This is a genomic window from Micromonospora costi (assembly GCF_003626655.1).
Lineage (GTDB): Bacteria > Actinomycetota > Actinomycetes > Mycobacteriales > Micromonosporaceae > Micromonospora > Micromonospora costi.
In genome coordinates, this window is the sequence record NZ_RBAN01000002.1 from 357,914 (window position 1) to 384,153 (window position 26,240).

Genomic DNA, 26,240 nt, shown 5'->3' on the forward strand with positions numbered 1-26,240 from the left:
CCACGCGACGACGGGCCAGGTAAGTACCAGCTCGATACTCACCAGGAGGATAGCAATGGGGCGAATCCGCAACCTGGTCGCCGCGGTGGCGGTGGCCGCCATCGCGACGACGACGGTGGCCGCCTGCGGCGGCGACGACGGCGGCGACGGAAGCGACGCCAAGACCCTCAAGCTGTGGCACTACGAGAGCGCGAACAGCGCCATGGGGGTCGCCTGGGACCGGGCGATCCAGATCTTCAAGGACGAGCACCCGGGCGTCGAGGTGCAGTTCGAGCGCAAGGCGTTCGAGCAGATCCAGCAGAACGCCGGAATGATCATCAACTCGTCCGAGGGCCCGGACGTGATGGAGTACAACAAGGGCAACGCGACCGCCGGCCTGCTCTCCTCCCAGGGGCTGCTCACCGACCTCACCGACGAGGCCGGGAAGCGTGGCTGGGCCGACAAGCTGAGCCCCAGCCTCCAGACGACCGCCCGCTACAGCGACAAGGGCGTGATGGGCTCGGGCAACTGGTACGGCGTGCCGAACTACGGCGAGTACGTCATGGTCTATTACAACAAGGACCTGTTCGACAAGTACGGCGTGAAGGTGCCGACGACGCTCGACGAGATGACCGCCGCGATGGACACCTTCGTCGGCAAGGGCGTCACCCCGCTGGCCGAGGCCGGCGCCGAGTACCCGGCCGGGCAGCTGTTCTACCAGCTGGCGCTGTCCAAGGCCGACCGGGCCTTCGTCGACGACTACCAGCTCTACAAGAACCCCGTGGACTTCCACGCCGACCCGCTGAAGTACGGCGCGGACACCTTCGCCGACTGGGTGCGCAAGGGCTACGTGGCCAAGGACTCCGCGAGCCTGAAGGCCGAGGACATGGGCACCGCCTTCATCTCCGGCAAGGCGCCGATGATCGTCTCCGGCAGCTGGTGGTACGGCCGCTTCAAGAGCGAGATCAAGTTCAACTGGGACTCGTTCCTGTTCCCCGGCAACAAGCTCCAGGCCGGCTCGTCGGGCAACCTCTGGGTGGTCCCGGCCAACAGCAAGGCCAAGAGCCTCGCGTACGACTTCATCGACATCACGCTGCGTCCGGAGATCCAGGACCTCATCGGCAACAACGGCGGCGTCCCCGTGGCCGGCGACCCGTCGAAGATCAGTGACCCGAAGGACCGGAAGCTGATCGAGAACTTCAACACCGTGAGCCAGCAGGACGGCCTCGCCTTCTACCCGGACTGGCCGGTGCCCGGCTACTACGACGTGCTGGTCGCCGGATTCCAGGGTCTGATCAACGGCTCCAAGTCGCCCGACCAGGTGCTCGACACGATCGCCAAGCCGTACGCGGACGGCGTCAAGGAGATCACCGGCAAGTGACACGGCCACGGGTGGGCGCGCCCGGCCCCGGCCGGCGTGCCCACCCCGCCGGGAAGGATCTCCCATGGCTCTCTCCGAGACCGTGGCCGGCCCGAAGCGGCCCGCCACACGACCCCAGCCGACGGCGAGCCGCCGGAAGCGCCGCGGCGGCGCCGGCTACTGGATCTACCTGCTGCCCGGCGCGGTGCTGTTCCTCCTCGTCATCGGCGCACCGCTCGTCGGCACCATCTACTTCTCGCTGACCAAGTGGTCCGGCATCGGCGACCCCACCTTCATCGGGCTGGACAACTACCGCAACCTGCTCCAGGACGAGGTCTTCTGGACCTCGTTCCGGAACACCCTCGCGATGATCGTCGCCATGGTGGTGGTGCCGACCGTGGTCGGGCTGGTGCTCGCCGCCGTGCTGTTCGACGTCATCGGGCGGAAGTTCCGGCCGCGTACGGCCGCCGCGCTGCGCGCCGCCTTCTACCTGCCGCAGGTGCTGCCGGTCGTGGTGGCGGGCATCGTCTGGGGCTGGATCCTGCGGCCCGACGGCGCGTTCAACGGCCTGCTCGACGCCGTCGGCCTCGGCGCGCTGCGCCACGACTGGCTCGGCGACCCGCACACCGCCCTGCCCAGCGTGATGGCGGTGATGATCTGGGTGCAGATCGGCTACCCGGTCGTCGTCTTCATGGCCGCGTTGCAGCGCGTCGACCCGGAGCTGTACGAGGCGGCCGAGGTCGACGGGGCGGGCTGGCTCCACCGGTTCCGGGCCATCACCCTCGCGCAGATCCGGCCGGAGACCTTCGTGGTGGCCCTGACCTGCACCATCGCCGCGTTGAAGGTGTTCGGCCCGGTGTTCGCCCTGACCCGGGGCGGGCCGGAGAACGCGACCAACGTGCCGTCGTACTTCGCGTACTACACGTTCTTCAAGAAGCTCCAGGTCGGCTACGGCTCCGCCATCTCCACCGTGCTCACCCTGATCATCGTCGCGGTGGCCGTGGTGTTCATCTGGGTGCAGTACCGCAGCGAGCGCCAGGACCGGGGGGTCTGACATGGCCGTCACGCTCACGCCGGCCGACCGCGCGGTCACCCCGCGCCCGCCACGCCCGGCCCGCGACCGGCACCACCGCGGCGCAAGCCGCTGGATCGTGCTCACCCTGGTCACCCTCGGTGCGCTCGCCATGCTGGTGCCGTTCGCGTTCATGCTGCTCAACGCGTTCAAGTCACCCGGTGACTACTCGACCGGCGGGCCGCTGAGCTGGCCGTCGGAGTTCTACACCAAGGGCCTGCGGACGTACTGGACCGAGGTCGACTTCCCGGTGAAGCTCTGGAACTCGGCCCTCATCGCCGGCTCGGTGGCGGTGCTCGGCGTCGTCGTGTCGCTGCTCAACGCGTACGCCCTGGGCATCGGCAGGGTCCGCGGCCGGCTCTGGATCGTCGGGCTGTTCCTGCTGGCCAACATGCTGCCGCAGGAGTCGCTGATCTACCCGCTGTACTACGTGGCCAAGGAGATCGGCCTCTACAACACCCGCCTCTCGGTGATCATCATCTTCACCGTCATCCAGAGCGCGTTCGGCACCTACCTGCTCGCCTCGGTCATGAGCACCTTCCCCCGCTCGCTGCTGGAGGCGGCGGCGCTGGACGGCGCGGGCAGGTGGACGGTGCTGTGGCGGGTGGTCTTCCCCAACCTGCGGCCGACCCTCGCGGTGCTGCTCATCTTCTTCTTCATCTGGACCTGGAACGAGTTCCTGATCCCGCTGGTCATGCTCATCGACAACAGCACGCAGACCATCCCGGTCGCGCTGGCGTCGCTGCAGGGCGACCGGCTCATGGACGCCCCGACCACCAACGCGGGCTCCCTGATCAGCCTCGTCCCGGCGGTCCTCTTCTTCCTCATCTTCCAGCGCACCCTCGCGCGCGGCATCACGGCAGGAGCCGAGAAGTGAAGTTCACCGACGGGTACTGGCAACTGCGACCCGGGATCACGGTGCTGCGCCCCGGCACGGTGGAGTCGGTCGAGCCCGACGAGCGCGGCTTCACCGTCTTCGCCCCCGCCGGGCGGATCGCCGGACGCGGCGACACCCTTAACCGACCCGTGGTCACCGTGCGGTTCTTCTCCCCCGCCCCCGGCGTCATCGGCGTGAGCATCGCCCACCACCTCGGCGACCCGCCGAAGCAGCCACGGTTCGCGCTGGCCGACCGCGACGACCACCCGGTCACGGTGGACGTCACCGGGCTCAGCGCCTCGCTGACCACCGGCGAGCTGACCGCCCGGGTCGCCCTGGTCGACGGCTGGCGGGTCGAGTTCCTGCACGGCGATCGGCTGCTCACGTCGTCCACCGCGCGCAGCATCGGCATCGTCACCGACGCCGAGGGCCGCGCGTACGTGCACGAGCGGCTGGGCCTCGACGTCGGCGAGACGGTCTACGGGCTCGGTGAGCGGTTCGGGGCGTTCGTCAAGAACGGCCAGACCGTGGACATCTGGAACGCCGACGGCGGCACCGCCAGCGAGCAGGCGTACAAGAACGTGCCGTTCTACCTCAGCAACCGCGGCTACGGGGTGTTCGTCGACCACCCCGAGCACGTCTCCTTCGAGATCGGCTCGGAGGTGGTGTCGCAGACCCAGTTCAGCGTCCAGGGTCAGACGCTGACCTACTACCTCGTGGACGGCCCGACCCCGAAGGACGTGCTGCGCCGCTACACCGCGCTGACCGGCCGCCCGGCACGCGTGCCGGCCTGGTCGTACGGGCTGTGGCTGTCGACGTCGTTCACCACGTCGTACGACGAGAAGACGGTGAACGAGTTCATCGACGGCATGGCCGAGCGGGACCTGCCGCTGTCGGTGTTCCACTTCGACTGCTTCTGGATGCGGCAGTTCCACTGGGTCGACTTCGTCTGGGACCCGGAGACGTTCCCGGACCCGGAGGGCATGCTGCGCCGCCTGCACGAACGGGGACTGAAGGTGTGCGTCTGGATCAACCCGTACATCGCGCAGCGGTCGTACCTGTTCGAGGAGGGCCGCCGGGCGGGTTACCTGGTCCGCCGCCCCGACGGGTCCGTGTGGCAGTGGGACAAGTGGCAGGCCGGCATGGCCCTGGTCGACTTCACCAACCCCGACGCGGTCGCCTGGTACACCGGCAAACTCAAGGTCCTGCTCGACATGGGCGTCGACTCCTTCAAGACCGACTTCGGCGAGCGCATCCCCACCGACGTGGTGTGGCACGACGGCTCGGACCCGCAGCGCATGCACAACTACTACTCGTACCTCTACAACCGGGCCGTCTTCGCGCTGCTGGAGGCCGAGCGCGGCGAGGGCGAGGCGGTCGTGTTCGCCCGGTCGGCCACCGCGGGCGGGCAGCAGTTCCCGGTGCACTGGGGCGGCGACTGCGAGTCGACGTTCCCCGCGATGGCCGAGTCGCTGCGCGGCGGCCTGTCCCTCGCCGCGTCCGGCTTCGGCTACTGGAGCCACGACATCGGCGGCTTCGAGGGCACCCCCGACCCGGCGGTGTTCAAGCGGTGGATCGCCTTCGGCCTGCTCTCCTCGCACTCCCGCCTGCACGGATCCGGTTCCTACCGGGTGCCGTGGGCCTTCGACGACGAGGCCGTCGACGTGCTGCGGCACTTCACCCGGCTCAAGATGAGTCTCATGCCCTACCTCGCGGCGGTCGCCGAGGAGGCGCACCGCGACGGTGTGCCGGTGATGCGTCCCATGGTGCTGGAGTTCCCCGACGACCCGGCGGCGGCGTACCTGGACCGGCAGTACATGCTCGGCCCGGACGTGCTGGTGGCGCCGGTGATGAGCGCCGACGGCGAGGTGACCTTCTACGTGCCGGCCGGCACCTGGACCCACCTGGTCACCGGCGAGCAGCTCACCGGGCCGGCCTGGGTCACCGAGAAGCACGAGTTCGACAGCCTCCCCGTGCTGGCCCGACCGGGCGCGGTGATCCCGTTCGGCGGGCGCACCGACCGGCCCGACTACGAGTGGGCCGACGGCGTCCGGCTGCGGCTGTTCGCGCCCGCCGAGGGTCAGCGGGCCCGGGTGCGGGTGCCCTCCCCGGGCGACGGGCCCGGCGCCGAGTTCGAGGTTCACGTCGAGGACGGGACGGCCCGCGCCGAGCTGGTGGCGGGGTCGTCGGCGGCATACCACTGCGAGATCCAGGGGGTACGGCAGTGACGGACCACGTCTTTCCGGAGAGCTTCGTCTGGGGCTCGGCCACGGCCGCGTACCAGATCGAGGGCGCGGCCACCGAGGACGGCCGAGGCCCGTCCATCTGGGACACCTACAGCCACACCCCCGGCCGCACCCTCAACGGCGACACCGGTGACGTGGCCGCCGACCATTACCACCGCTGGCCGGAGGACCTGGGGCACATCGCCGACCTGGGCCTCGGGGCGTACCGGTTCTCCATCTCCTGGCCGCGGGTGCAGCCGGGCGGCGCCGGCCCGTTCAACCGGGCCGGCCTCGACTTCTACTCTCGGCTCGTGGACGGGCTGCTGGAGCGCGGCGTACGTCCGGTGGCCACGATGTACCACTGGGACCTGCCGCAGGAGCGCGAGGACGCCGGCGGCTGGGCGTCGCGGGACACCGCGCTGCGCTTCGAGGAGTACGCGGCCGGCATCGTCGGGGCGCTGGGCGACCGGGTGCACACGTGGACCACGCTGAACGAGCCGTGGTGCTCGGCGTACCTGGGTTACGCCTCGGGCGTGCACGCGCCGGGGCGTACCGAACCGGCTGCCGCGCTGGCCGCGGTGCACCACCTCAACCTCGCGCACGGCCTGGCCGGCCGCGTGGTCCGGGAGCTGGCGCCGGCCGCCGAGCTGTCGGTCACGCTGAACCTGCACGTCGTCCGCCCGGCGTCGGACTCGGCGGCGGACCACGACGCGGTACGCCGCATCGACGCGCTGGCCAACCGCGCGTTCCTCGGCCCGATGCTGGACGGCGCGTACCCCGCCGACCTGCTGGCCGACACCGCCGCCGTGACCGACTGGTCCTTCGTGCGCGACGGCGACGAGAAGCTGATCGCGGTGCCGCTGGACGTGCTCGGCGTGAACTACTACTCCAGCACGCTGGTGCGGGCGTGGGACGGGGTGTCGCCCCGGTCCGACGCCGACGGTCACGGAAAGTCCACGGCCACGCCCTGGGTGGCCGCCGACGACGTCGACTTCCTGCCGCAGCCCGGGCCGTACACCGCGATGGGTTGGAACATCGACCCGGCGGCGTTCACCGAGCTGCTGCTGCGCCTGCACCACGACCACCCCGGCCAGCCACTGATGATCACCGAGAACGGCGCGGCGTTCGACGACGTGGTGTCTGCCGACGGCACGATCCAGGACGACCGCCGCATCGACTACCTGCGCCGGCACATCGCCGCGGTGGCCGAGGCCCGGGCGCAGGGCGCCGACGTGCGCGGCTACTTCGTCTGGTCGCTGCTCGACAACTTCGAGTGGGGCTACGGCTACGACCGCCGCTTCGGGATCATCCGCGTCGACTACGACACCCAGGTACGCACCTGGAAGCAGAGCGCCCACTGGTACAAGCAGCTCGCCGCCACCGGCCGCCTGGAGCAGCCGACGAGCTGACAGCCGAGGTCCCGTTCCGCCAGCTCCGGGAACGAGTCGCAGGAAGCCGGTCGAGTCGTCGGCCGGCTTTCTGTTTGACAGCGCCATAGCTAGCCGTTATCTATTAACGGTCGACGGAGGTGTGCCGGGTGCAGGACGTGGTGCTGGCCATGCTGGCGAAGGAGCCGGCGCACGGCTACGAGCTGCGGAGCCGGATGCGGGGCGCGCTCGGCCCGCTCGGCGACGCGATGAACGCCGGGCAGATCTACGTGACGCTGGCCCGGCTGGCGAAGGCGGGGCTGGTGACCTCGCAGCACGCCGAGGGACTGCCGGACCGGCCCGACCGCCGGGTATACGCCCTGACGCCGGCCGGGCAGCAGCGGGTCGCCGCCTGGCTGGCCGACGTGAGCTGGCCGAAGCCGGATCTCACGGAGTTCCATCTCAAGCTGGTCGCCGCCGCGGCCGCCCGGCTGGCCGATCCGGTGACGCTGATCGACGCGCATCGGCGTGAGGTGCTGCGCCGGCTGCGGGACAGCCAGCGGGCCGCCCTGGAACGGTCGGTGGATCCGGTCGTCGGGTTGTTGGTGGAGGGGGTCGTGCTGCGGCTGCGGGCCGACCTGGAGTGGCTGGAGGCGTGCGAACGCATGTGGACCGAACGAGACCGGGCCGACAACGGCAGCGCGCCGCGCACCGAGGATCGCGGCGGCCTGCCGGGTGGTGCCGCGTGACCGGACCGGCGCTGCTCCAGGCGCGCCGGGTGGCCAGGTGGTACGGCCGGGGAAGCGCGCTGGTGCGCGCGGTCGACGAGATCGACCTGGAGGTGCCCGCCGGGCAGACACTGGCGATCATGGGTCCCAGCGGCTGCGGCAAGTCGACCCTGTTGCACCTGCTCGGCGGGCTGCAACGTCCCACCGACGGCGAGATCTGGCTGGCCGAGCACCGGATCGACACGATGAGCGAACGCGCCCTGGCCCGGCTGCGGCGGCGTCACATCGGCTTCGTCTTCCAGTCGTTCCACCTCATGGACGAACTCACCGCCGTGGAGAACGTCGAACTGGCCGCGCTGCTCGCTGGGCAGTCTCCCCGCCGGGCCCGGCAACGCGCCCTGCACCTGCTCGACCGCGTCGGGCTCGCCGACCGCGCCAAGCACCTGCCGTCGGCCCTGTCCGGCGGCCAGCGCCAGCGCGTCGCCATCGCCCGCGCGCTGAGTAACGAACCGCTGATCGTGCTCGCCGACGAGCCCACCGGAAACCTGGACAGCGCCGCCACCCTGGAGGTGCTGCGGCTGTTCGAGGACCTGCGTACGGCGGGCCAGACCCTCGTGGTGGTCACCCACGACGCGCGCATCGCCGCGATCGCCGACCGGATGATCTCCATGCGGGACGGCTCGTTCGCCGACGACAGCCGGTTCACCACCAGCGCCGCCACCGGCGCGGGCACCGGCACGGTCTACGGCGGCTGGCGCTGAGATGGGCGGACGACTGCTGCTCGTGTGCCGGCTGCTGGTGCGCGACCTCCGCCGGCGGCGCATCGAGACCGTGCTGCTGCTGATCGCGATCAGCGCCGCGACCGGCACGCTGACCCTCGGCCTCGCCCTCGACAACGCGCTCGACGGGCCGTACGAGCGGACCCGCGCCGCCACCGCGGGCCCCGACGTCGTGGCGATGCCGGGAACGACCGGCCCGGACGCCCTGGCCGCCCTCGCGCCGCTGCCCACCGCGCCCGGCGTCACCGCGCACAGCGGCCCGTACCCGATCGCCTTCCTGATGCTGACCGCCCACGGCAAGACCGTGCAGGCGGTCGTCCAGGGTCGGGACGACTCCCCGGCGGCGCTCGACCGGCCCGCGGTGACCACCGGCGCCTGGGTACGCCCCGGCGGCGTGGTCATCGAGCCCACCTTCGCCAACGCGCTCGGCGTCCGCACCGGCGACACCGTCGACATCAACGGCCACCGGCTGCGGGTGGTCGGTACCGCGGTCACCGCCGCCCGAGCCGTCTACCCGAACGCCGACTGGCGCTACGACTTCGGCAGCCCCCTGGTCCAGCTGGCCGGCCTGGTCTGGGTCGACCGCAGCGAGATCGCCGCGCTCGCCGGCACCCGGCCGCTGTCGTACACGCTGAACCTGAGACTCGCCGACCCGAAGGCCAGCACCTCCTTCCGCCACCTGAGCAGGGGCGGCATCGAATACACCAGCTGGAAGCAGATCGCCGAGGCGGACGGCAGGCTCGTCAAGAAGGCGCACCTGGCCCTGCAGGTCGGCAGTTGGCTGCTCACCGCCCTGGCGATGGCCAGCGTCGCCACCATCGTCGCCGGCCGCGTCGTCGACCAACGCCGCCGGGTGGGACTGTTCAAGGCCGTCGGCGCCGGACCAGCCATGATCGCCGCCGTCCACCTCGCCGAGTACCTCGTCATCGGGCTCGCCGCCGCCGGCATCGGCCTGACCGCCGGCTGGCTCGCCGCCCCCGCGCTGACCAACCCCGGCGCCGGGCTCCTCGGCTCCGTCGGCGTCCACCCGCCCGCGCTCCGCACCGTGGTCACCGCCACGGCCCTCGCCCTCGCCATCGCCGCCGCGGCGACCGTGGCGCCCGTGCTGCGCGCCGCCACCACCGACACCGTCCACGCGCTGGCCGACGCCGCGACACCACCCCGCCGCCGCCGGTGGCGCGTCTGGCTGTCCCGCCGGCTACCCGCCGCCCTGCTGATCGGCGTACGCGTCAACGCCCGCCGCCCTCGCCGCGCCCGCCTCGTCATGGTGAACACCCTGATCACCACGACCGCGCTCGCCGCCCTGCTCATGGGCCTCGCGCAGGACCGGCGGGTCAAGCTCGGCGAGTCGGAGCTGGCCAACCCGCAGGACACGCGGACCCTCCAGGCCATGCTCGTCGTCATCGTCGTCGTGTGCGTCCTCGCGCTCATCAACGCCATCGTGAGCACCTGGACCGCGGTCCTCGACGCCCGCCACCCCCTGGCCGTCGCCCGCACACTCGGCGCCACGCCCGCCCAGGTGACCGGGGGCATGGCGGTGGCCCAGCTCCTCCCCGCGACACCCGGCGTCGCCCTGGGCGTCCCGGCCGGCATCGGGCTGTACCTGATGGTCACGCCGGGCCAGCCCCAGTACGCACCCGCCTCCTGGATGCTCGCCTTGGCGGTCACGGTCCTGTCCGCCGTCGCCGCGCTCACCGCCGTCCCCACCCTGGCCGCCACCCGGCGCCCCGTGGCGGACACCCTCCGGTCCACACCGGCCTGATCGGCCGCCGGCGGCCCGCGGTGGTGGTACGGCGGGAGGCGCGTGCCTGTTGCCGTACCGGCCTACGGTGTGAGTCCCGGGGTTCGAGACTCCAGGCAGGCCGGCATGCAGATCATCGAGCACAGCATCATCGGCACCCGATCCGCGATCGTGCGCCTCCGGCGCCCCGGCAGCCACCTGCAGATCGTGCTCTTTCCCATGCTGCACGTGGCGAGCCCGCAGTTCTACACGGCCGTGGCCGAGCGGCTCCGGCAGTGCGACGTGCTGGTCGTCGAGGGCGTCAGCGGACGCTCGGTGCTCGGGTGGGCGATCACCGTCACCTACCGGGTCATGCCGGCCAACAAGCGTTCGGGCCTCGTGGCCGACACGATCGCCTACCGCTCGCTCGGCGTGGAACTGATCAATCCGGACGTCACCACAGCCGAGTTCGCGCGGGGCTGGCGGAGCATGCCGCTGCGGCACCGGGCACTGATGTGGTGTGCCATCCCGGTCGTGGCCGTGGTGCAGTTCTTCGGTGGCACGAGGCGGTTGCTCTCGCCCGAGGTGGAGCTGAACGACCTGCCGAGCGCCCGGGACGAGATGTACGCGGACAGCGAGTTCGCCGAGCACTTCGCGCGGACGTTCGGCGGCGAGCGCGACGAGCGGGTGCTCGCCGCGCTGGCCGAGCTGATCCGTACGCGGTCCGCGGAGCGGATCGACGTGGCGGTCGTCTACGGCGCCGGTCACGTGCCGGCGATCGTCCGGGGACTGGCGGACCGGCACGGGTACCGCCCGCGGACCGCCGAATGGATCACCGTGCTGGAGGCGTGACGAGAACTGCCACATGATCCTCACAAACCCGTTGGTGGCACCGGTGCGGGTTCCGCCCACACCAGCGATGAGTTCCGCCTCGCTGGGTGGTCTGCACGTCGAGGCCGTCCCCTCATCTGCCCGGGGAGGCCCGACAGGAGATGACGAGGAGCGTGCACACCGTGGTCCAGGAGAACGTGAGCGCCACCCTGACCGTCGCCGTACCCGCCGCGAGGGTGTTCGCGGTGCTGGCCGATCCCACGACTCATTCCGCGATCGACGGCACCGGTTGGGTCCAGGAGGCTGTCGACCGGGCACCGCTGACCGAGGTGGGGCAGGTCTTCCGGATGGACATGTACCACGCCAACCATCCGGACGGCGACTACCGGGTGGCCAACCAGGTCCAGGTGCTCGACCCGCCGCGCGCCATCGGCTGGCTCACGGGAGAGGAGAAGGACGACGGGCGCCTCGAGTTCGGCGGCTGGCTGTGGCGTTACGACCTCGCACCGCTCGGGCCGTCCGCGACCGGGGTCACGCTCACCTACGACTGGTCGGCGGTGCCGCCGTTCATCCGGGAGCACATCCAGTTCCCGCCGTTCGGGCCCGAGCATCTCACCAACTCGCTGCGCCACCTGGCCGAGCTCGTCGCGGCGACGGAGGTCTCCGGCAGGTGACGCCGCCCTAGGAGGACGCGCCCGCGGACGCCTTCTCGCCGACGGGCGTGGCCCGCGGGCGGCGGAACCGCTGGGCGACGGTCCGGGTTGCCCGGGCCGTCGCCGCGTGCGCCGCCAGCGGCGGGACCACGGCGAGCGCGGCCACCAGGCCGGCGAGGAGGGCTCCGGCCGCGGGGACGTCGGTGGCCAGGGCGACCACCACCGCGCAGAGCGCGGCGAGCAGCATCGCGCCGCCGCCGCCGACGAGCGCGCCCAGGAAACGTCCCTGGCGCCGCGCCATCAGGTCGCCGAGCAGCGCCGCGGGCAGCACCAGCAGCGGCACCACGATCACGCCCGCCAGCGCGGCCAGCGGCACGACGAGCGGTCCGGCGAGCGGCCCGCCCGGATCGGAGTCCGTCACCAGCGCGTAGCCGAGCAGGACCAGGTAACCCAGCAGCCCTTCGAGCGTGAACACCAGCCACGCGACAGCGGCACCGACGGCGTGCCAGACAATCGTTCCCACATCGACCCCCGTGCCCGACGCGTCCGCCGCGTCGGCCGACCGACGCTATCGCAATCCGCCGGCACGGTGGGACACGGTGATCGCCGCCACCGTGTGCCGGCCGCCACCGTCGGGCACCTGGCCTGCGGCGTCCCCCGGGGAATGTCAGGCGGAGACCGCGGTCACGGCGGGCGGGACGGCGAGGCCGGCGCCGAAGACGTTCGCCGGGTCGTACGTCGCCTTGATCCGGCGCAGCGCCGCCCAGTTCTCCGCCGTGAACGCCGACGCGGTCCGTGTCGGGTCGGGGAGGAAGTTGAGGAAGCTGCTGCCGAGGCCACAGCGGGACAGCGCCGCCGCGGTGGCCGGCGACGGGACCGTGTCGAGGACGATCGACAGCGGCGCGTCGCGGTGGGCCGCGGCGCCCTGGTCGCGGGCGATGCGACCACCCCAGTGGCGGATCTCGACAGTGGCGTCGGGTTCGGCCACCAGCGCCGCGACGAGATCGTCGTCGAGCGTGCGGACCTGGTCGAAGGTACGGGCGAAGGTGCCGCCCATGGCGGCCCGCGCGTAGTCGACGACGCGCATGTCGTCGGCGACGGCGGGACCGGCGACCGTCCACAGCGGCTCCAGCAGCGCGCGGCCCCGGTCGGCGTCGCCGGCGTACATGGCCTTCACCACGAGCGAGCCGTCCCGGGTGAGCAGCAGCGCGGTGCTGAGCGAGTCCGGTATCCGCTCGATCCACCGGCGGTAGAAGGCGATCGTCTCGGCGGCGCGTTCCCGGGCGAAGGTGACCGCGCCCGCGTAGACGCGGGTCACCGGGTAGAGCCGGAACTCCAGTGCCGTGACCACGCCGAAGGACCCTCCGCCGCCCCGCAGCGCCCAGAACAGGTCGGGGTCCCGGTCGGCGCTGACCGTCGTCAGCTCACCGTCGGCGGTCACCACCTGGGCGCGCAGCACACTGTCGGCGGCGAGCCCGTGCCGGCGGGCCAGCCAGCCCAGGCCACCACCGAGCGTGTAGCCGACCACGCCGACGTCCGGTGAGGATCCGGACAGCGCCGCGAGGCCGAACGGTGCGGCCGCGGCCAGCAGTTCGCCCCACCGCGCGCCGGGACCCACGCGGGCCACCCGCCGGTCCGGGTCCACGAGGACCGAGGCCATGTCCCCGGTACGCAGCAGCAGCGCGCCGTCGTGCGGGACGTGGGTGCCGTGGCCGGTGGCCTGGACGGCGAATGGCAGGCCGTGCTGGCGGGCGGCCAGCACCGCCCGGCGTACGTCGGCCGTGCCGGCGGCCCGGACCACGACGGCGGGGCGGGGGTCGAGCGCCGGGTTGAGGGCCTTGCGGTGGTCGTCGTAGCCCTCGTCTCCGGGCAGGAGGACGGGGCCGTCGGTACGCAGCATCTGTCGGATCGTCATGCCGGTCAGACCGGCGGACCGCGCGGAAGTCATCGCTCGGGATGCGATGAGTTTCCCCGCCCCGGGCGGTCCTACGAGGGTGGTGGCCCCTGTGATCTCCTTCCCGGTCGGCCCGACGGTGGTCCGCGCGGACATCCCCGCCCTGTGCGCGGACCTCGCGGGGCTGCTGCGCGGCCGTGGTCCCGGCGTCGTGACCTGCGACGTCGGTGGCGTCGTCCGGCCCGACGTGGTGACGGTGGAGGCGCTGGCCCGGCTGGGGCTGACCGCGCGACGGCACGGCTGGCGGCTCGTGGTCAGCGGTGGTGACCCCGGGCTGTGGCGACTGGTCGCCCTGCTCGGGCTGACCGGCGTGCTAGGCCGCGTTCCCTAGCCCTTGGGCAAGCGGCCCTAGGCGAGTCGGGCCGGCAGCCCGAACAGCGGGAACAGGCGCTCGGTGTCGAGGAAGTTGGTGATCCCCGAGATGCGTCCGGCTGACAGCTCCAGCACGATGAGCGCCCAGGGGTCGTGGCCCTCGCCGCTGAGGCTGGGCCGGTACTGCCCGAACGCCGGCATGCCGTTGGCCACGACCGGCACCAGACGGGACCCGCGGCAGCCGCTGCCGGTGCCGGACATCCACGCGCTGATGTCCGCGTGGCCGCGCAACCACAGCGGCAGCGGCGGCATCGACAGCGTCACGTCCTCGTGCAGCAGCGTCGTGAGCGCCTCCAGGTCGTACGCCTCGAAGGCGCTCACGTAGCGCGCGAGCAGCGCCTTCTGCTCGTCGTCCATCGGCTTGTGCACGTCGGCGGTGGTGTCGACGGACGCGAGCGTGGCTCGGGCCCGCTGCAGGGCGCTGTTGACGCTCGGCACCGAGGTGTCGAGCAGGTCGGCGACCTCCTGGGCCGACCAGGCCAGCACCTCGCGCAGGATCAGCACGGCGCGCTGCCGTGGCGGCAGGTGCTGCAGCGCGGCGACGAACGCCAGCCGGACCGATTCCCGCCCGGCGACCACGTCGGCCGGGTCGCTGGTCTCGGGCAGCACCCGGCTGTCCGGTGCCGGGCCCACCCAGATCTCGTCGGGACGCGGCTCTCCGGGTGCGGTGGCGTGGCCAGACCCGGCCGGGCCGAGATCCATGGGCAGGACGCGCCGCTGGGCGCTGGTGAGCATGGTGAGGCACACGTTCGTCGCGATCCGGTACAGCCAGGACCGCAGCGCCGACCGGCCCTCGAACCGGTCGAAGCCCCGCCAGGCCCGGACGAACGTGTCCTGCACGGCGTCCTCGGCCTCGAACACCGACCCGAGCATCCGGTAGCAGTAGCCGGTCAGCTCCGACCGGTAGGCCTCGAGCTGCGCCTCGATGGGTGTGCTGGTCGCCACGTCGCTCACGCCGACCAAGGTAGTCGAGCGGGCGGACAAATTTCGGCGACGACAGCGATGAGTTTGCGGAATCGGGTTGGTCAGTACCGGTGTCAACACGGACGACGACATGAGGAGCAGATCATGACCGCCACCGAAATCGCCACCGGCTCGGGCCAGTACGCCGACGTCAACGGCATCAACCTGTACTACGAGACGCACGGCACCGGCCGCCCGCTGGTCCTGCTGCACGGCGGTCTCTGCTCGGGCGAGATGTTCGCGCCGATCCTTCCCACCCTGGCCGACCACCACCAGGTCATCCTCGTGGACCTCCAGGGGCACGGGCGCACGGCCGACGTCGACCGGCCGCTGGACCTCACGCTGATGGCCGACGACATCGCCGCCCTCATCGACCACCTCGGGCTGCAGAAGCCGGACCTGGTCGGCTACTCCCTCGGCGGCGGGGTCGCCCTCCAGGTGGCCGTCCGGCACCCGCAGAAGGTGGGCCGCCTGGTCACGGCGTCGGCCCACGTCCGCCGCAACGCCATCTACCCGGAGATGCTCCAGCAGCAGGGCCAGGTCGGGGCCGCGGCCGCGGAGTTCATGAAGGAAACCCCGATGTACGAGCTGTACCAGCGGGTGGCGCCGCGCCCCGAGGACTTCCCTCGGCTGCTGGACAAGATCGGTGCGGCGATGGCGAAGGACTTCGACTACACCGAGGAGGTCCGCGGCCTGCAGGTGCCGACCCTGGTCGTCGCCGCCGACGCCGACATGGCGCCGCCCAGCCACTACGTCGAGGTCTTCAAGCTGCTCGACGGCGGTCTGCGCGACGGCGGCTGGGCGGGCGAGAGCCGGCCGAAGGGTGGCCACGCGCTGGCCATCCTGCCCGGGCTCACGCACTACGACATCGGGGAGTCGCCGCTCTTCGCCGCGGTCACGCTCGCCTTCCTCGACAAGCAGGACTGAGGCGAGGCGACCGTTCCGCCCGGCGCCGGTCGGCCGGGTTCCACGTCGCCGATGTGACGGGCTCGGGGCCGCCACATCGGCGACGGGGTGTCGATCGCCCGCCGGCCCGGCCGGGCCGGCGGGCGATGCGGCTCCGGGGCTCAGACGCCGACGCGCTGGGGCGGGACGGTCAGCCCGTAGAGCGCCATCAGCTCCGGCGAGTCGATCCGGCTGCCGTCGGCCACCCGGTCGCATGCGATGTCGACGATCTGGTCCTTGTGCGCCAGCAGGTAGGGCCGCGCGCCGACGTCGGCGCTGGCCAGGGTGGCGATGCCGGACCAGTGCCGGCGGCCGAAGAGCATCGGGTAGCCGCGCAGGCCGTCGTACGTGGCGCAGACCAGCGCGTCTGGGTACGGCAGGGCGGCGACCCGGCGTACGGCGGCGGCGGTCAGCCCGGGCATGTCCACCGGGACCACGACCACCGCCTCGATTGCGTCGTCGTCGAGGGCCGCCAGCCCGGCGCGGATGGACGAGCCCACGCCGGTCCCCCACGCCCGGTTGACCACGACCGTGGCCCGGGTCAGGTCGGCGGTTTCCCGCACCTGGTCGGCGGCGGCGCCGAGCACCACCACGATCCGCGCGCAGCCCGCCTCGGTCATCGTGTCGATCATCCGATTGACCAGGGGCTTCTCCCCCTGGTGCAGCAGCGCCTCGGGGCCACCGATCCGGCGGCCTCCGCCCGCGGCGATGATCATTGCTGCGATCCGGTTCAGCTGTGCCCCCTCCACCGTGGCACGGGCCAGCGTGCGGCCCGTACCGACCTACGGAGACTGCAACGAGCAGGCCGAGCGGTGGTGGCGGGGCGAAAAGGAGAAATAGCGCAACCGTTATACATCGGGCGAGCGGGCCTTCGGCTGAGCCGCCGATCAGGCAAGACGACCACGGCCGGGAGGCGACGCGACACCCGGCGACGCGCGCGGAGACACTCAGTCGGCGTCGGCGTAACAATCGACGACGGAGAGGTCCAACGGGAAACGGACCGGGGTGTCGCCGAACAGCAACGCCGACGCCCGGTCGCCCGACCGCGTCACCGCCGCGGCCACCGCCTCGGCCCGGTCGGCGGGCGCGTGCACGATCACCTCATCGTGCTGGAAGAACACCAGCTCGGCACCGGTGCCGGCCAGCTCGCCGCGCAACGTCGCCAGCAGCGTGGACGCCCACTCGGCGGCGGTGGCCTGGATGACGAAGTTGCGGGTGAACCGGCCACGCGAGCGGGCCGCGCGCGCACGCGGACTCTGCGTATCGGCCGCGACCACCGGGGCGGGCGCGCCGTCGCCCGGGTCGGCGAAACCCACCGAACCGGGCGGGCAGGTGCGGCCCAGCCAGGACCGCACCAGGCCACCGGCCTCACCGGTGCGGGCGGCCGCCTCGACGTAGCCGAAAGCCGTCGGGTAGCTGCGCTTGAGCACCGCGAGCGCGGGCACCGCGGCCCCACCGGTCTGGCCGTACATCGCGCCGAGCAGGGCCACCTTGGCGCGGGCCCGGTCGCCGCCGAACGCGTCCTGCGCCAGGGCGGCGTACAGGTCGCCGGCGCCACCCGCCGCGGCGAGCCGGGCGTCGCCGGAGACCGCGGCGAGCACCCGGGGCTCCAACTGGCCGGCGTCGGCGACCACGAACCGCCAGCCCGGGTCGGCCACCACGGCCCGCCGGATCACCTTGGGGATCTGCAACGCGCCGCCGCCGCGGGTCGCCCACCGGCCGGAGACCACCCCGCCGGGGACGTACTCCGGCTGGAAGCGGCCGTCACGCACCCACTGCTCGCGCCAGGCCCAGCCGTGGGCCGTCCAGATCCGGTAGAGCTCCTTGTATTCCAGGACCAGGGGCACCGCCGGGTGGTCGACGCCGCGCAGCACCCAGGCGCGCGTGTTGGGCAGCTCCACCCCGTCGCGGGCGAACGCGCGCAGCAGCTCGGCCGGGGAGTCGGCGTGCAGCTGGCGCACGCCGAACACCTCCGCGATCCGCGCGGCCAGCTCGGCGAGCCGGCGCGGCGGCCCGCCGACCGGGGACGGCTCACCCAGCAGCTCGGCGAGGAGCGCGTCGTGCACGTCGGCCCGCCACGGCAGCCCGGCGGCACCCATCTCCACGGCGATCAGCGCGCCGGCCGACTCGGCGGCCACCAGCAGCCGGAACCGGCCGGGGTGGGTGGTGCCGGCGATCCGGGTGAGCTGGTCGGCGTACACCCGGACCAGGGCGTCGATGCCCGGGCCCGGCGGCCCGGACGGCGTGTCGAACAGCGCGTCCTGGCCGAGGCCGGGCGGCTCGGCCGGACGCGGCAGCGGATCGGCCGGCACCGGCGCGCCGGTCAGCCGGGCCCAGGCGGCGGCCAGCGAGCGCGGCTCGCCCCAGCGGCCGGCGTGGCCGAGCAGCAGCGCCTCGGTCAGCTCGACGTCGTGGCACCGCTCGACGCGAACCCCGGCGCGCAGCAGGCCGGGGTAGATCGCGGCACCGGACGCCCACACCCAGCGCGGGTGCTCGGCGCGCTCGCGGGCGGCCACGGCGGCGGCCAGGTCGGCCACCGGCTCGGGCGGGCCCGTGGGACGGCCGGCGGCGTCGAGCGGGCGCAGCACACCGCCGCCGCCACCCTCGGCCGCCACCACCGCCACCAGCACGAACGCGATTCTGCCTCGCCCGTACGACAGTGCGACCACGGCACCGGGGGAAACGCCGAGAGGGCGGTCATCCCCCGTGGATGGCCACCCTCTCGGGATCCGCCGGCACGACCGGGCGTGCCGGCCGCAGCGGAGGCTACTTCACGGCGCCGGAGGTGAGGCCGGACTGGATCTGCCGCTGGAAGACCGCGTACACGATGATCATCGGCAGGATGGAGAGGGTCAGCGCCGCGAACAGCGCCGCCCAGTCGGCCTCGTACCCGGCCGAGGTGGAGATGCTCGCGATGCCCTGGGTGAGGACCCACTTGGCGTCGGCGCCCTGGCCCTGCATCAGCGCCACCGGCAGCAGGTACTGGTTCCACTGCCCGATGATGTTGAAGATCGCGATGCTGACCAGCCCGGGCCGGGCCATCGGCACCATGATCTGGAAGAACAGCCGGGTGTGCGACGCGCCGTCGATCATGGCGGCCTCGGCCACCGACTGCGGCAGCGTCTTGAAGAACGCGGCCAGGAAGAACACGGTGAACGGCAGCGAGTACGCGATGTAGACCAGGATCAGGCCGGTGTAGGTGTTGAGCAGCCCCAGGTTGTTGACCACCAGGAAGAGCGGCACCAGGGCGAGGAACACGGGGAACGCCAGCCCGGAGACGAACAGGTAGTAGATGACCCGGTTGCCCGGGAACGGATACCGGGCCAGCACGTACGCGGCCATCGCGCCGAAGAGCATGGTGCCGGCGGTGCTCAGCGACACCACGAAGACGCTGTTGAGGAAGTACCGCCCGACGTGCGCCTCGCTCCAGGCCCGGGCGTAGCTGCCGAAACCGAACTCCTTGGGCAGCGCGAACGGGTTGCCGAGGAAGATCTCGGTGTTGCTCTTGAACGAGGCCAGGATGGTCCAGAGCAGCGGCGCGATCACCAGGATCGCCCACACCGCCAGGGCGATGTGCCCGAGACTGCTGAGCAGGCCCACCTCCCGGCGCCGCCCGAGGGTCGAGCCGGCTTTCGCGCCGGCCTTGCCCGCCCCGGCCGGGGCGGCGGGGGCGCTCGGTGCGATTTCTGTGGTCATCTCGGACCCCGCCTTACAGCTCGATCGTGTCACGCCGGCTGACGCGCAGGGTGAGCGCCGCGAACGTGATCGTCAGGAAGAACAGCGCCACGCCCATCGCCGAGGCGTAGCCGAACTGGGAGTAGCTGAACGCGTTGCGGTAGATCTCCATACCGAGCACGGTGGTCGCGCCGTCCGGACCGCCCTGGTCGACGGAGAGCACCTGCACGATGGCGAACGCGTCGAACGCCGCGATGCCGAGGTACACCCAGGCCACCTGGAGCGTGTCCCAGAGCAGCGGCAGCGTGATGCGGAAGAACATGGCCGACCGGCCGGCGCCGTCGATGGTGGCCGCCTCGTAGATGTCCCGCGGCACGCTCGCCATGCCGGCCGAGAACAGCACCACGTAGAAGCCCACCGCCTGCCAGACCAGCACCCCGACGATCGACCAAAGCGCGACCCTCGGATTGGCCATGAACAGCACCGGGTCGGCCCCGAACAGACCCAGCGCCCCGTTGAGCAGGCCGCTGTCGTCCGGGGCGTACACCCGGCTGAAGATCACGCCGACGATGACGACGGCCAGGACCTGGGGGAAGAAGAACACCACCCGGTAGAACTTCGACCCCCGGACCCCGGTCATGACGCCGCCCCGGCTCCCCCCGCCCACGTTGAGCATGAAGGCGAAGAAGAGCGCGATGGCGATGGTGAGCAGCGGCATGGCCAGCAGCAGGACCACGTGGTGCCGGATGGCCTTCCAGAAGATGTCGTCGGACAGCAGCCGCTCGAAGTTCTCCAGACCAACGAACTTCGGGTTGGCGCTCACACCCCGCCAGTTGGTGGTGGCGAGATAGAACGCCTGGGCGTACGGCCCGATGACGAAGGTCACGTAGATCGCGACCGGGATCGCCAGGAAGCCGACGATGAACGGGTACCTGCCATGCCGCATGGTTGTCGTCTCCGCTCGTGTCCTACCGGCGACTCAGCGCTTGAACTTCTCGATCGAGGAGTCCTTCTTCACCGCGTCGGCGGCCTTCTGCATGCGCTCGCAGAACTTGTCGGCGGTGCCACCGTTGAACATCAGCTCGTTGGTGGCGGCCCGGCACTCGTCGTCCAGCTTCTTGTACCAGGTGTCGAAGCGGTAGGCGAAGTAGTCGCTGCCGGCCGCGGAGAGCATCTGGTTGCCGCTGGTGAGACCGGGCGAGATCTCCAGGCCGTCGACCGCGCCCTTGACCACGGTGAGCACCTTGGTGAGCTCGGTGAAGCCCTTGGCGCCCTCCTTGGACAGCATGTGCCGCAGGTACTCCATGCCGCCGCGCGCGTTCTTGCCCTTCGAGGCGACGAAGTACATCTCACCGGCCGCCGCGTAGATGCCGGTCTGCGGCACCTTGTCCGACGTGGTCACGCTCGGCACCGGCATGACGGCGTACTTGAAGGTGGGCGGGGTGTCCTTGGCCTGCTCGTTCTCCAGCCAGGAGCCGCTGGGGTAGAACGCCACCTTGCCCTGGTTCTGCTGGAGCTGGACCTCGGTGTGCTTGAGACCCAGGTGCGCCTTGTTGCCGTACTTGGCGCCGATCTCGGCCCAGGCCGCCGCGGCCTGCTTGACCGGCTCGGCCAGCCAGGCGCCGTCCTCCAGGTTGTCGATGTTCTTCAGCACGTCCGGCCCGCCGATCTTGGCGGCGCTGGTCAGGATGACCAGGTACTGGTAGTACGACGCGTTCGCCCCGGCGTACGAGTAGGGCGTGATGCCGGCCGCCTTGATCTTGTCGCAGAGCGCGGTGAACTCGGCCCAGGTCTTCGGTGCCGTCCAGCCGTTCTTCTGGAACAGCGCCGCGTCGTACCAGAGGCCGTAGATGGTGAAGGCGTAGTTGAGCACGTACGGCTTGCCGTTGAAGGTGCCCTGCTCGATGGTGCCCGGGATGAGCGTGTCCTTGACCTTCGTGTTCGGGTCCTGCAGCGACGGCGCGTCGAACAGCTCGGTGAGGTCCTGCACCTGGCCGGCCTGCACCAGGGCGCCCTGGTCCATCAGCTTCGAGCCGGCGTTGTTCACCATGTCCGGCGGGGTGTTGCTGGTGAACCGGGGCTGCAGGACGGTGGCGACCTCCTCCGTCTGGGAGAACTTCACCTCCGCGTTCGGGAACTTCTTCTTGTACGACGGGATGTGCACGTCGGTGGCGTACTTGGTGCCCAGGCCACCGTTGAAGATGACCACCTCCAGCGGCGCGTCCTCCTTGACGCCCAGCGGGTTGTCGGCGGACTTCTCGCCGGCGGCCTGCTCGGTCGGCTCGTCGTCGCCACCGGCGACACAGCCGGTCAGCAGGGCGGCGGCCGGCGTCACCAGCAGGCCCGCCGTGGCGGCCCGGCGCAGCACGGTCCGGCGGCTCAGCTCGGCGGGGTTCTCGGGGGTAACGGACATCGTCGTCTCTCCTTGTGGAATTCGGGTCAGGCGGTCCGCCGGAGGCGCCCGGCGTACCGCGACTCGAGGGCGAGGTTGTGCTCGTCCCCGCCGGGGACGTTGGCGGAGAGGTAGATAGGGGGTACCTCCCCCGCCTGGTGGAACCGTCGTACGACCTCCGCGGTCAGGAGCTGCGCCAGGAGCGCGGTGGTGACCGAGGAGACCGCACAGACCGCGCCGCCGCCATCGAGCGGCAGCAGTGCGTCGCCGTACGGCGCGCCGTTGTCCAGCACGACGTCGGCGAGGTCGGCGAGCCGCCGGCCGGACGGGTGCCGAGGGGCGACCCGCGCGGTGTGCTCGACCGAGGTGACCGCGATCAACGGATGACCGCGCCCGGTGACCAGCGCCGCCAGCTCGACGACCGAGCCGTTGATGCCGGACTGGGACGCCACCACGAAAACGTCCCGCGGCTGCGGCGCCGCGAGCGCGTAGATCTGGTGGGCGATGGAGGGATCGCGTTCCAGCTTCGGGTCGGCGAGCACGTCGCGCGGCGCGTCGCCGTGCAGCACGAGATCGTGGACCGAGAGCCGGTTGGTGGGGACCAGCCCGCCGGCCCGCGCCACCAGTTCCGCGGCGAACGCCTCCGAGTGGCCGGCGCCGAACGCCTGGAGCACCCCACCGGCACGCAGGCTGGTGGCGATGAGGTCGGCGGCCCGGGTCAACCCGTCGGCCTGGGTGTCGACGAGCCGGTCGAGCAGCGGCCGGACGGCGTCGGCGTACGTCTGCGCGCTGATCACGAGGCGGCTCCCTTCGCGGCCTTGTGCCCGTCGACGGCCTGGGCGGTGCGCCGGAAGGCCGCGTGGGCCCGGTCGTGGGTCCGCTGCGCCACGGCGATGTAGAGCAGGTCGAGCACGACCAGCTGCGGGTGGCGAGCGCTGAGGGCGTCCGGCCGGAACGTCGTGGCCTGACTGGCGGTGACCAGCACGATGTCGGCCAGCTCGGCGAGCGGGGAGCGGGGGAACCCGGTGAGCGCCACGGTGGTGGCGCCGCGGCTGCCCGCCTCGGCGAGCATCTCGATGGTCTCCCGGGTCTGCCCGGTGTGGGAGATGCCGAGCGCCACGTCGCCGGGGCGCAGCAGCGCGGCGCTGGCCAGCCCCTCGTGCACGTCGTTCCAGGCCCACGCCGCGACGCCGATGCGGTGCAGGCTGAACTGCATCTCCTCGCCCACCAGGGCGCTGCCGCTGGCGCCGAAGATGTTCACCCGCGACGCGCCGGCGATCGCCACCGCGGCCCGCTCGACCTCGGCGAGGTCGAGCAGCGCGGCCGTGTCGTGCATGGCCCGCGTGTCGGCGGCCATGATCTGGTCGAGCACCCGGGCGAGGGGGTCGCCGGGCTGGATCTCGCGTCCGATATCGACGGTCCAGCCGGCCGAGCGGGCCCGCCCGGTCTCCGCGGCGATGCCGAGCCGGAGGTCCGCGTAGCCCTCGAAACCCATGGCCCGGCAGAAACGGGTCACCGTGGCCGGCGAGGTGCCGCTACGCTCAGCGAGTTCGACGATTGTCGAGCGGGCGGCGCTCTCCGGGTCGCTCAGCACGTGCTCGGCGACCCGGCGCAGCGCTCCGGTCAGCTCGCCGAGGCCGCTGCGGACCCGGGCGAGCACACCGTCGGAGGCCGAGCCGAGCGCGCCCCGTCGGTCGAATCCGTCGGCGTCGACCACCGCGGTCCCCGCGGAGGTGTCCACCTCGTGATCAACCATGGGACGCCTTTCCGAAAAGACTGTTAACTGTTAGTGGTAAAAGTTCTTACTGAACCCCCCTTCCTGTCAACCGGCGTGAGCGAAGTTTTCAAACTGTTACCTGGGGCACACCGTCCGCCCGGCACCCGGCCCTTGCCCCACCCCGCCGTTACGACCAGCATGAATGTCACTTGATCAAGGGGGTCGCGGATGGCCGGCACCGTCGTGGTGGGTCTCGACATCGGGGGTACGTCCACCAGGGCCGCCGCCCTGACACTGGACGGCGAACGGCTGGGCACGGGCCGGGCCGGCGGCGGCAACCCCACGAGCCACGGCGCCGACCGGGCCGCCACCGAACTGCTGACCGCCCTCCGCGGCGCGCTCACCGGCCTCGACCCGACACGCGTACGCGCCGGCGCCATCGGGCTCGCCGGCGCCGGACGCCTCCTCGCCGACCCCGCCGGGCGCGACGCCTTCGACCGGGCCTGGCACGACGCCGGGCTGCGCTGCCCGTACACCGTGCACGGCGACGCCCTCGTCGCGTACGCCTCCGGCACTCCCGCGCCGGAGGGCACCGTACTCATCGCCGGCACCGGAGCCATCGCCGCCGAGGTGCGCGACCTGCGGCTGGACCGCGTCGCCGACGGACACGGCTGGCTGCTCGGCGACGCCGGCTCCGGCTTCTGGCTCGGCCGGGAGGCGGTCCGCCGGCTCCTCGCCGACCTCGACTCTGGCCGCGCCCCAGGAACACTGGGCCGGCAGGTGCTCACCGACCTGCTCGGTACGCCCGACGTCGCGCCCCGCCCCCGGAACACCGTCGACACGGTGATCCAGGCCGTCACCCGGCGGCCCCCGGTCGACCTGGCCCGGCTGGCCCCACGGGTGGTCGACGCGGCGGTGGCCGGCGAGCCCGCCGCCAGCGCCCTGATCGCCGAGGCCGCCGGTCACCTCACCGAAAGCGTGAGCCGCATCCGGCCGGCCGGCGCGACCGGTCCGCTCGTCCTCGGCGGCGGGCTGCTCACGGGCGACACCCCGCTCGCCGCCGCGGTACGCGCCGAGGCGTCCCGCCGCTGGCCCGACGCCCCGCTACGCTCCGCCGGTGACGGCGCGGCCGCCGCAGCCTGGCTCGCCGCCCGCGAGCTGCCCGAGGTGGACGACCCGACCGCGCTGCACACCCGGCTCGTCCCGCCGTCCGCCTGACCCGACGCCCCCACGCCAGCGGCGCGGGCGCGGGCGCCGGACGCGCGGGCTTGCCGCGCCGCGCGCGCAAGATCGCGCTCGATCCAGGATGTAGTCCCCTCCGCCCCCACCCGACCCCACTACTTCCACGATCGAGCGCGATCTCCCCCGCGCACCCCGCGCCCCCGGCCCTCCTCGGTGATCAAGAGGTTTGCGTCAGGATCGGGCCCGACGGTGACGCAGACCTCTTGATCACGGGGCGAGACACCCCCCGGGGGAGTGCGGGTGGGTCAGGGGGTTGGGCTGGTCAGGGTTTCGGTCAGGCGGCGCAGGACGTGGGAGCGCCAACCGCCGCCGAGCAGGTCCCGCGTCCGCTGCTGCACCGGGTCGTCGGGGTCGAAGCCGGCGTGGTCCAGGAACAGCCGGGTGCCCTTTCCCTCGGCGACCAGGGTCCAGGTGACCACCGTGTCCAACCGCCCACCCCGCCAGGCCCAGCGCAGCAGGCGCGGCGGGTCGAGGTCGAGCACCTCGCAGTGCACCGTGCCATCGAACTCCTGACCGGGCCGCGGGTCGGTACGGAACGTGAACCGGTGCCCGACCACGGGCGCGAAGTCGTTCGGCATGAGCCACCGGCCGAGCAGATCAGAATCGGTCAGCGCGCGCCACACCGTGGTGGGCGGATGGGGCAGGTACTGGTCCACCGACACGGTGCTCGGGTCACTCATCGGGCAGATCCTCCAGCACGTCGCGCAGGGCGGTGAGGCGAGCGCGCCAGAACCGCTCGTACGGGTCGAGCCAGTCAGCGACCTCGCGCAGCGGCTCGGGCCGCAGCGAGTAGAGCCGCTGCCGTCCCGCGGGGCGCTCGACCACGAGGCCGGCGTCCTTGAGCACCCGCAGATGCTCGGACAGGCTGGGCCGGCGCATCGCGAAGTGGTCGGCGAGCCGCTGCACGGGCTGCTCCCCCTCGTCGAGCAGCAGCCGCAGCACGGCTCGCCGGGTCGGGTTGGCCAGCGCCCCGAAGACGTCGGGCTCAGACACGGGTGGACTGGAGGACGATGCCGTTGCCGTCGGGGTCGTCGAAGGTGACGTACCGGCCCCAGGGGGCGTCCTGGATGCCGTCGTTGGCGAAGGTCACGCCGCGCTCGCGCAGCCGGACCACGTCGCCGTCGAGGTCGTCGGTCTCGAGCACGAGGCCCTTGAGCGAGCCGGGCGCCATGGTCGGGAACCAGGTGACCAGGGTCAGGGCCGTGGCGGAGCCCTTCGGGGCCACCTGGACCCAGCGCCCGCCGGGCCCCATCGGGTTGTCGAAGACGAGGTCGAAGCCGAGGACGTCGACGTAGAAGTCGCGCGCCCGGTCCTGGTCGCTCACGGGTACGGACACGAGCTTCACATGGGTGATGGTCATGCGGCCAGAATAGGTAGGAGATTTCCTAC

At 72.1% G+C, this 26,240-nt stretch carries 26 protein-coding genes; 13 read left to right on the forward strand and 13 right to left on the reverse strand.

The window, feature by feature from the left end; translation table 11 throughout:
• Nucleotides 1–55 precede the first annotated feature (55 nt).
• The 10 genes from D7193_RS12415 to D7193_RS12460 all read left to right on the forward strand — a co-directional run bounded on the left by D7193_RS12415 (nt 56) and on the right by D7193_RS12460 (nt 11,612).
• Complete coding sequence (locus D7193_RS12415; RefSeq protein WP_120779641.1) at nt 56–1,360, forward strand: ABC transporter substrate-binding protein; 1,305 nt, start codon at nt 56–58, stop codon at nt 1,358–1,360.
• A gap of 64 nt (nt 1,361–1,424) precedes the next feature.
• Nucleotides 1,425–2,393 (forward strand): carbohydrate ABC transporter permease, encoded by a 969-nt coding sequence (locus D7193_RS12420; protein WP_120779642.1) that lies wholly within the window; start codon nt 1,425–1,427, stop codon nt 2,391–2,393.
• A gap of 1 nt (nt 2,394) precedes the next feature.
• Nucleotides 2,395–3,288 carry a carbohydrate ABC transporter permease gene (locus D7193_RS12425; RefSeq protein WP_120779643.1) on the forward strand — a complete coding sequence of 298 codons (894 nt, stop codon included), beginning with the start codon at nt 2,395–2,397 and terminating at the stop codon, nt 3,286–3,288.
• Nucleotides 3,285–5,516, forward strand: coding sequence for an alpha-xylosidase (gene yicI / locus D7193_RS12430; RefSeq protein WP_120779644.1), 2,232 nt, complete (start codon nt 3,285–3,287; stop codon nt 5,514–5,516). The genes D7193_RS12425 and yicI overlap by 4 nt, the downstream gene beginning before the upstream one ends.
• Nucleotides 5,513–6,922, forward strand: coding sequence for a GH1 family beta-glucosidase (locus tag D7193_RS12435; RefSeq protein ID WP_120779645.1), 1,410 nt, complete (start codon nt 5,513–5,515; stop codon nt 6,920–6,922). The genes yicI and D7193_RS12435 overlap by 4 nt, the downstream gene beginning before the upstream one ends.
• A gap of 128 nt (nt 6,923–7,050) precedes the next feature.
• Nucleotides 7,051–7,629 carry a PadR family transcriptional regulator gene (locus D7193_RS12440; protein WP_120779646.1) on the forward strand — a complete coding sequence of 193 codons (579 nt, stop codon included), beginning with the start codon at nt 7,051–7,053 and terminating at the stop codon, nt 7,627–7,629.
• Nucleotides 7,626–8,369 (forward strand): ABC transporter ATP-binding protein, encoded by a 744-nt coding sequence (locus D7193_RS12445; protein ID WP_206611899.1) that lies wholly within the window; start codon nt 7,626–7,628, stop codon nt 8,367–8,369. Before D7193_RS12440 ends, D7193_RS12445 begins: the two co-directional genes overlap by 4 nt.
• Before the next feature lies 1 nt (nt 8,370).
• Complete coding sequence (locus tag D7193_RS12450) at nt 8,371–10,149, forward strand: ABC transporter permease (protein WP_120779647.1); 1,779 nt, start codon at nt 8,371–8,373, stop codon at nt 10,147–10,149.
• 105 nt (nt 10,150–10,254) lie between these two features.
• On the forward strand, nt 10,255–10,959 hold the full coding sequence (locus D7193_RS12455) for a hypothetical protein (protein WP_120779648.1): 705 nt from the start codon (nt 10,255–10,257) through the stop codon (nt 10,957–10,959).
• A gap of 140 nt (nt 10,960–11,099) precedes the next feature.
• Nucleotides 11,100–11,612 (forward strand): SRPBCC family protein, encoded by a 513-nt coding sequence (locus D7193_RS12460; protein WP_206611900.1) that lies wholly within the window; start codon nt 11,100–11,102, stop codon nt 11,610–11,612.
• Between the two features lie 7 nt (nt 11,613–11,619).
• Here D7193_RS12460 and D7193_RS12465 read toward each other — a convergent pair whose 3' ends face one another.
• Nucleotides 11,620–12,114, reverse strand: a complete 495-nt coding sequence (locus D7193_RS12465) for a hypothetical protein (RefSeq protein ID WP_120779650.1) — start codon at nt 12,112–12,114, stop codon at nt 11,620–11,622.
• Between the two features lie 144 nt (nt 12,115–12,258).
• Complete coding sequence (locus D7193_RS12470; RefSeq protein ID WP_158674806.1) at nt 12,259–13,491, reverse strand: FAD-binding oxidoreductase; 1,233 nt, start codon at nt 13,489–13,491, stop codon at nt 12,259–12,261.
• Nucleotides 13,492–13,597: 106 nt separating this feature from the next.
• Between D7193_RS12470 and D7193_RS12475 the strand changes: the two genes are divergently transcribed.
• Nucleotides 13,598–13,876 carry an STAS domain-containing protein gene (locus D7193_RS12475; protein WP_206611901.1) on the forward strand — a complete coding sequence of 93 codons (279 nt, stop codon included), beginning with the start codon at nt 13,598–13,600 and terminating at the stop codon, nt 13,874–13,876.
• A 17-nt stretch (nt 13,877–13,893) separates the two neighbouring features.
• Here the strand turns inward: D7193_RS12475 and D7193_RS12480 are convergent, their stop codons facing one another.
• Nucleotides 13,894–14,871 (reverse strand): sigma-70 family RNA polymerase sigma factor, encoded by a 978-nt coding sequence (locus D7193_RS12480; RefSeq protein WP_241562962.1) that lies wholly within the window; start codon nt 14,869–14,871, stop codon nt 13,894–13,896.
• A gap of 114 nt (nt 14,872–14,985) precedes the next feature.
• Between D7193_RS12480 and D7193_RS12485 the strand changes: the two genes are divergently transcribed.
• Nucleotides 14,986–15,807, forward strand: coding sequence for an alpha/beta fold hydrolase (locus D7193_RS12485; protein ID WP_120779654.1), 822 nt, complete (start codon nt 14,986–14,988; stop codon nt 15,805–15,807).
• A 140-nt stretch (nt 15,808–15,947) separates the two neighbouring features.
• On the opposite strand, the gene D7193_RS12490 is transcribed toward D7193_RS12485, so the two are convergent.
• From D7193_RS12490 to D7193_RS12520, 7 genes are all read right to left on the reverse strand, one after another.
• Nucleotides 15,948–16,541, reverse strand: a complete 594-nt coding sequence (locus tag D7193_RS12490) for a nucleotidyltransferase family protein (RefSeq protein WP_120779655.1) — start codon at nt 16,539–16,541, stop codon at nt 15,948–15,950.
• 231 nt (nt 16,542–16,772) lie between these two features.
• Nucleotides 16,773–18,485 (reverse strand): bifunctional 3'-5' exonuclease/DNA polymerase, encoded by a 1,713-nt coding sequence (locus tag D7193_RS12495; protein ID WP_120780363.1) that lies wholly within the window; start codon nt 18,483–18,485, stop codon nt 16,773–16,775.
• A gap of 106 nt (nt 18,486–18,591) precedes the next feature.
• Nucleotides 18,592–19,521: a carbohydrate ABC transporter permease gene (locus D7193_RS12500; RefSeq protein WP_120779656.1), complete on the reverse strand. Its 930-nt coding sequence runs from the start codon at nt 19,519–19,521 to the stop codon at nt 18,592–18,594.
• 13 nt (nt 19,522–19,534) lie between these two features.
• Nucleotides 19,535–20,446 (reverse strand): carbohydrate ABC transporter permease, encoded by a 912-nt coding sequence (locus D7193_RS12505; RefSeq protein WP_120779657.1) that lies wholly within the window; start codon nt 20,444–20,446, stop codon nt 19,535–19,537.
• A 33-nt stretch (nt 20,447–20,479) separates the two neighbouring features.
• Nucleotides 20,480–21,913: an N-acetylglucosamine/diacetylchitobiose ABC transporter substrate-binding protein gene (ngcE, locus tag D7193_RS12510; protein WP_120779658.1), complete on the reverse strand. Its 1,434-nt coding sequence runs from the start codon at nt 21,911–21,913 to the stop codon at nt 20,480–20,482.
• Nucleotides 21,914–21,939: 26 nt separating this feature from the next.
• Entirely contained in the window at nt 21,940–22,689 is a 750-nt protein-coding gene (locus D7193_RS12515; RefSeq protein WP_120779659.1) for a sugar isomerase domain-containing protein, read from the reverse strand.
• Nucleotides 22,686–23,648, reverse strand: coding sequence for a MurR/RpiR family transcriptional regulator (locus D7193_RS12520; protein WP_120779660.1), 963 nt, complete (start codon nt 23,646–23,648; stop codon nt 22,686–22,688). The genes D7193_RS12515 and D7193_RS12520 overlap by 4 nt, the downstream gene beginning before the upstream one ends.
• Before the next feature lie 189 nt (nt 23,649–23,837).
• Between D7193_RS12520 and D7193_RS12525 the strand changes: the two genes are divergently transcribed.
• On the forward strand, nt 23,838–24,827 hold the full coding sequence (locus D7193_RS12525) for an N-acetylglucosamine kinase (protein ID WP_120779661.1): 990 nt from the start codon (nt 23,838–23,840) through the stop codon (nt 24,825–24,827).
• Between the two features lie 269 nt (nt 24,828–25,096).
• On the opposite strand, the gene D7193_RS12530 is transcribed toward D7193_RS12525, so the two are convergent.
• The 3 genes from D7193_RS12530 to D7193_RS12540 are packed head-to-tail and all read right to left on the reverse strand — an operon-like array spanning nt 25,097 to nt 26,211.
• Nucleotides 25,097–25,531 (reverse strand): SRPBCC family protein, encoded by a 435-nt coding sequence (locus D7193_RS12530; RefSeq protein ID WP_120779662.1) that lies wholly within the window; start codon nt 25,529–25,531, stop codon nt 25,097–25,099.
• Nucleotides 25,524–25,844, reverse strand: coding sequence for an ArsR/SmtB family transcription factor (locus tag D7193_RS12535; protein WP_120779663.1), 321 nt, complete (start codon nt 25,842–25,844; stop codon nt 25,524–25,526). The genes D7193_RS12530 and D7193_RS12535 overlap by 8 nt, the downstream gene beginning before the upstream one ends.
• Nucleotides 25,837–26,211 carry a glyoxalase superfamily protein gene (locus tag D7193_RS12540; RefSeq protein ID WP_120779664.1) on the reverse strand — a complete coding sequence of 125 codons (375 nt, stop codon included), beginning with the start codon at nt 26,209–26,211 and terminating at the stop codon, nt 25,837–25,839. Before D7193_RS12540 ends, D7193_RS12535 begins: the two co-directional genes overlap by 8 nt.
• Between the last annotated feature and the right edge of the window lie 29 nt (nt 26,212–26,240).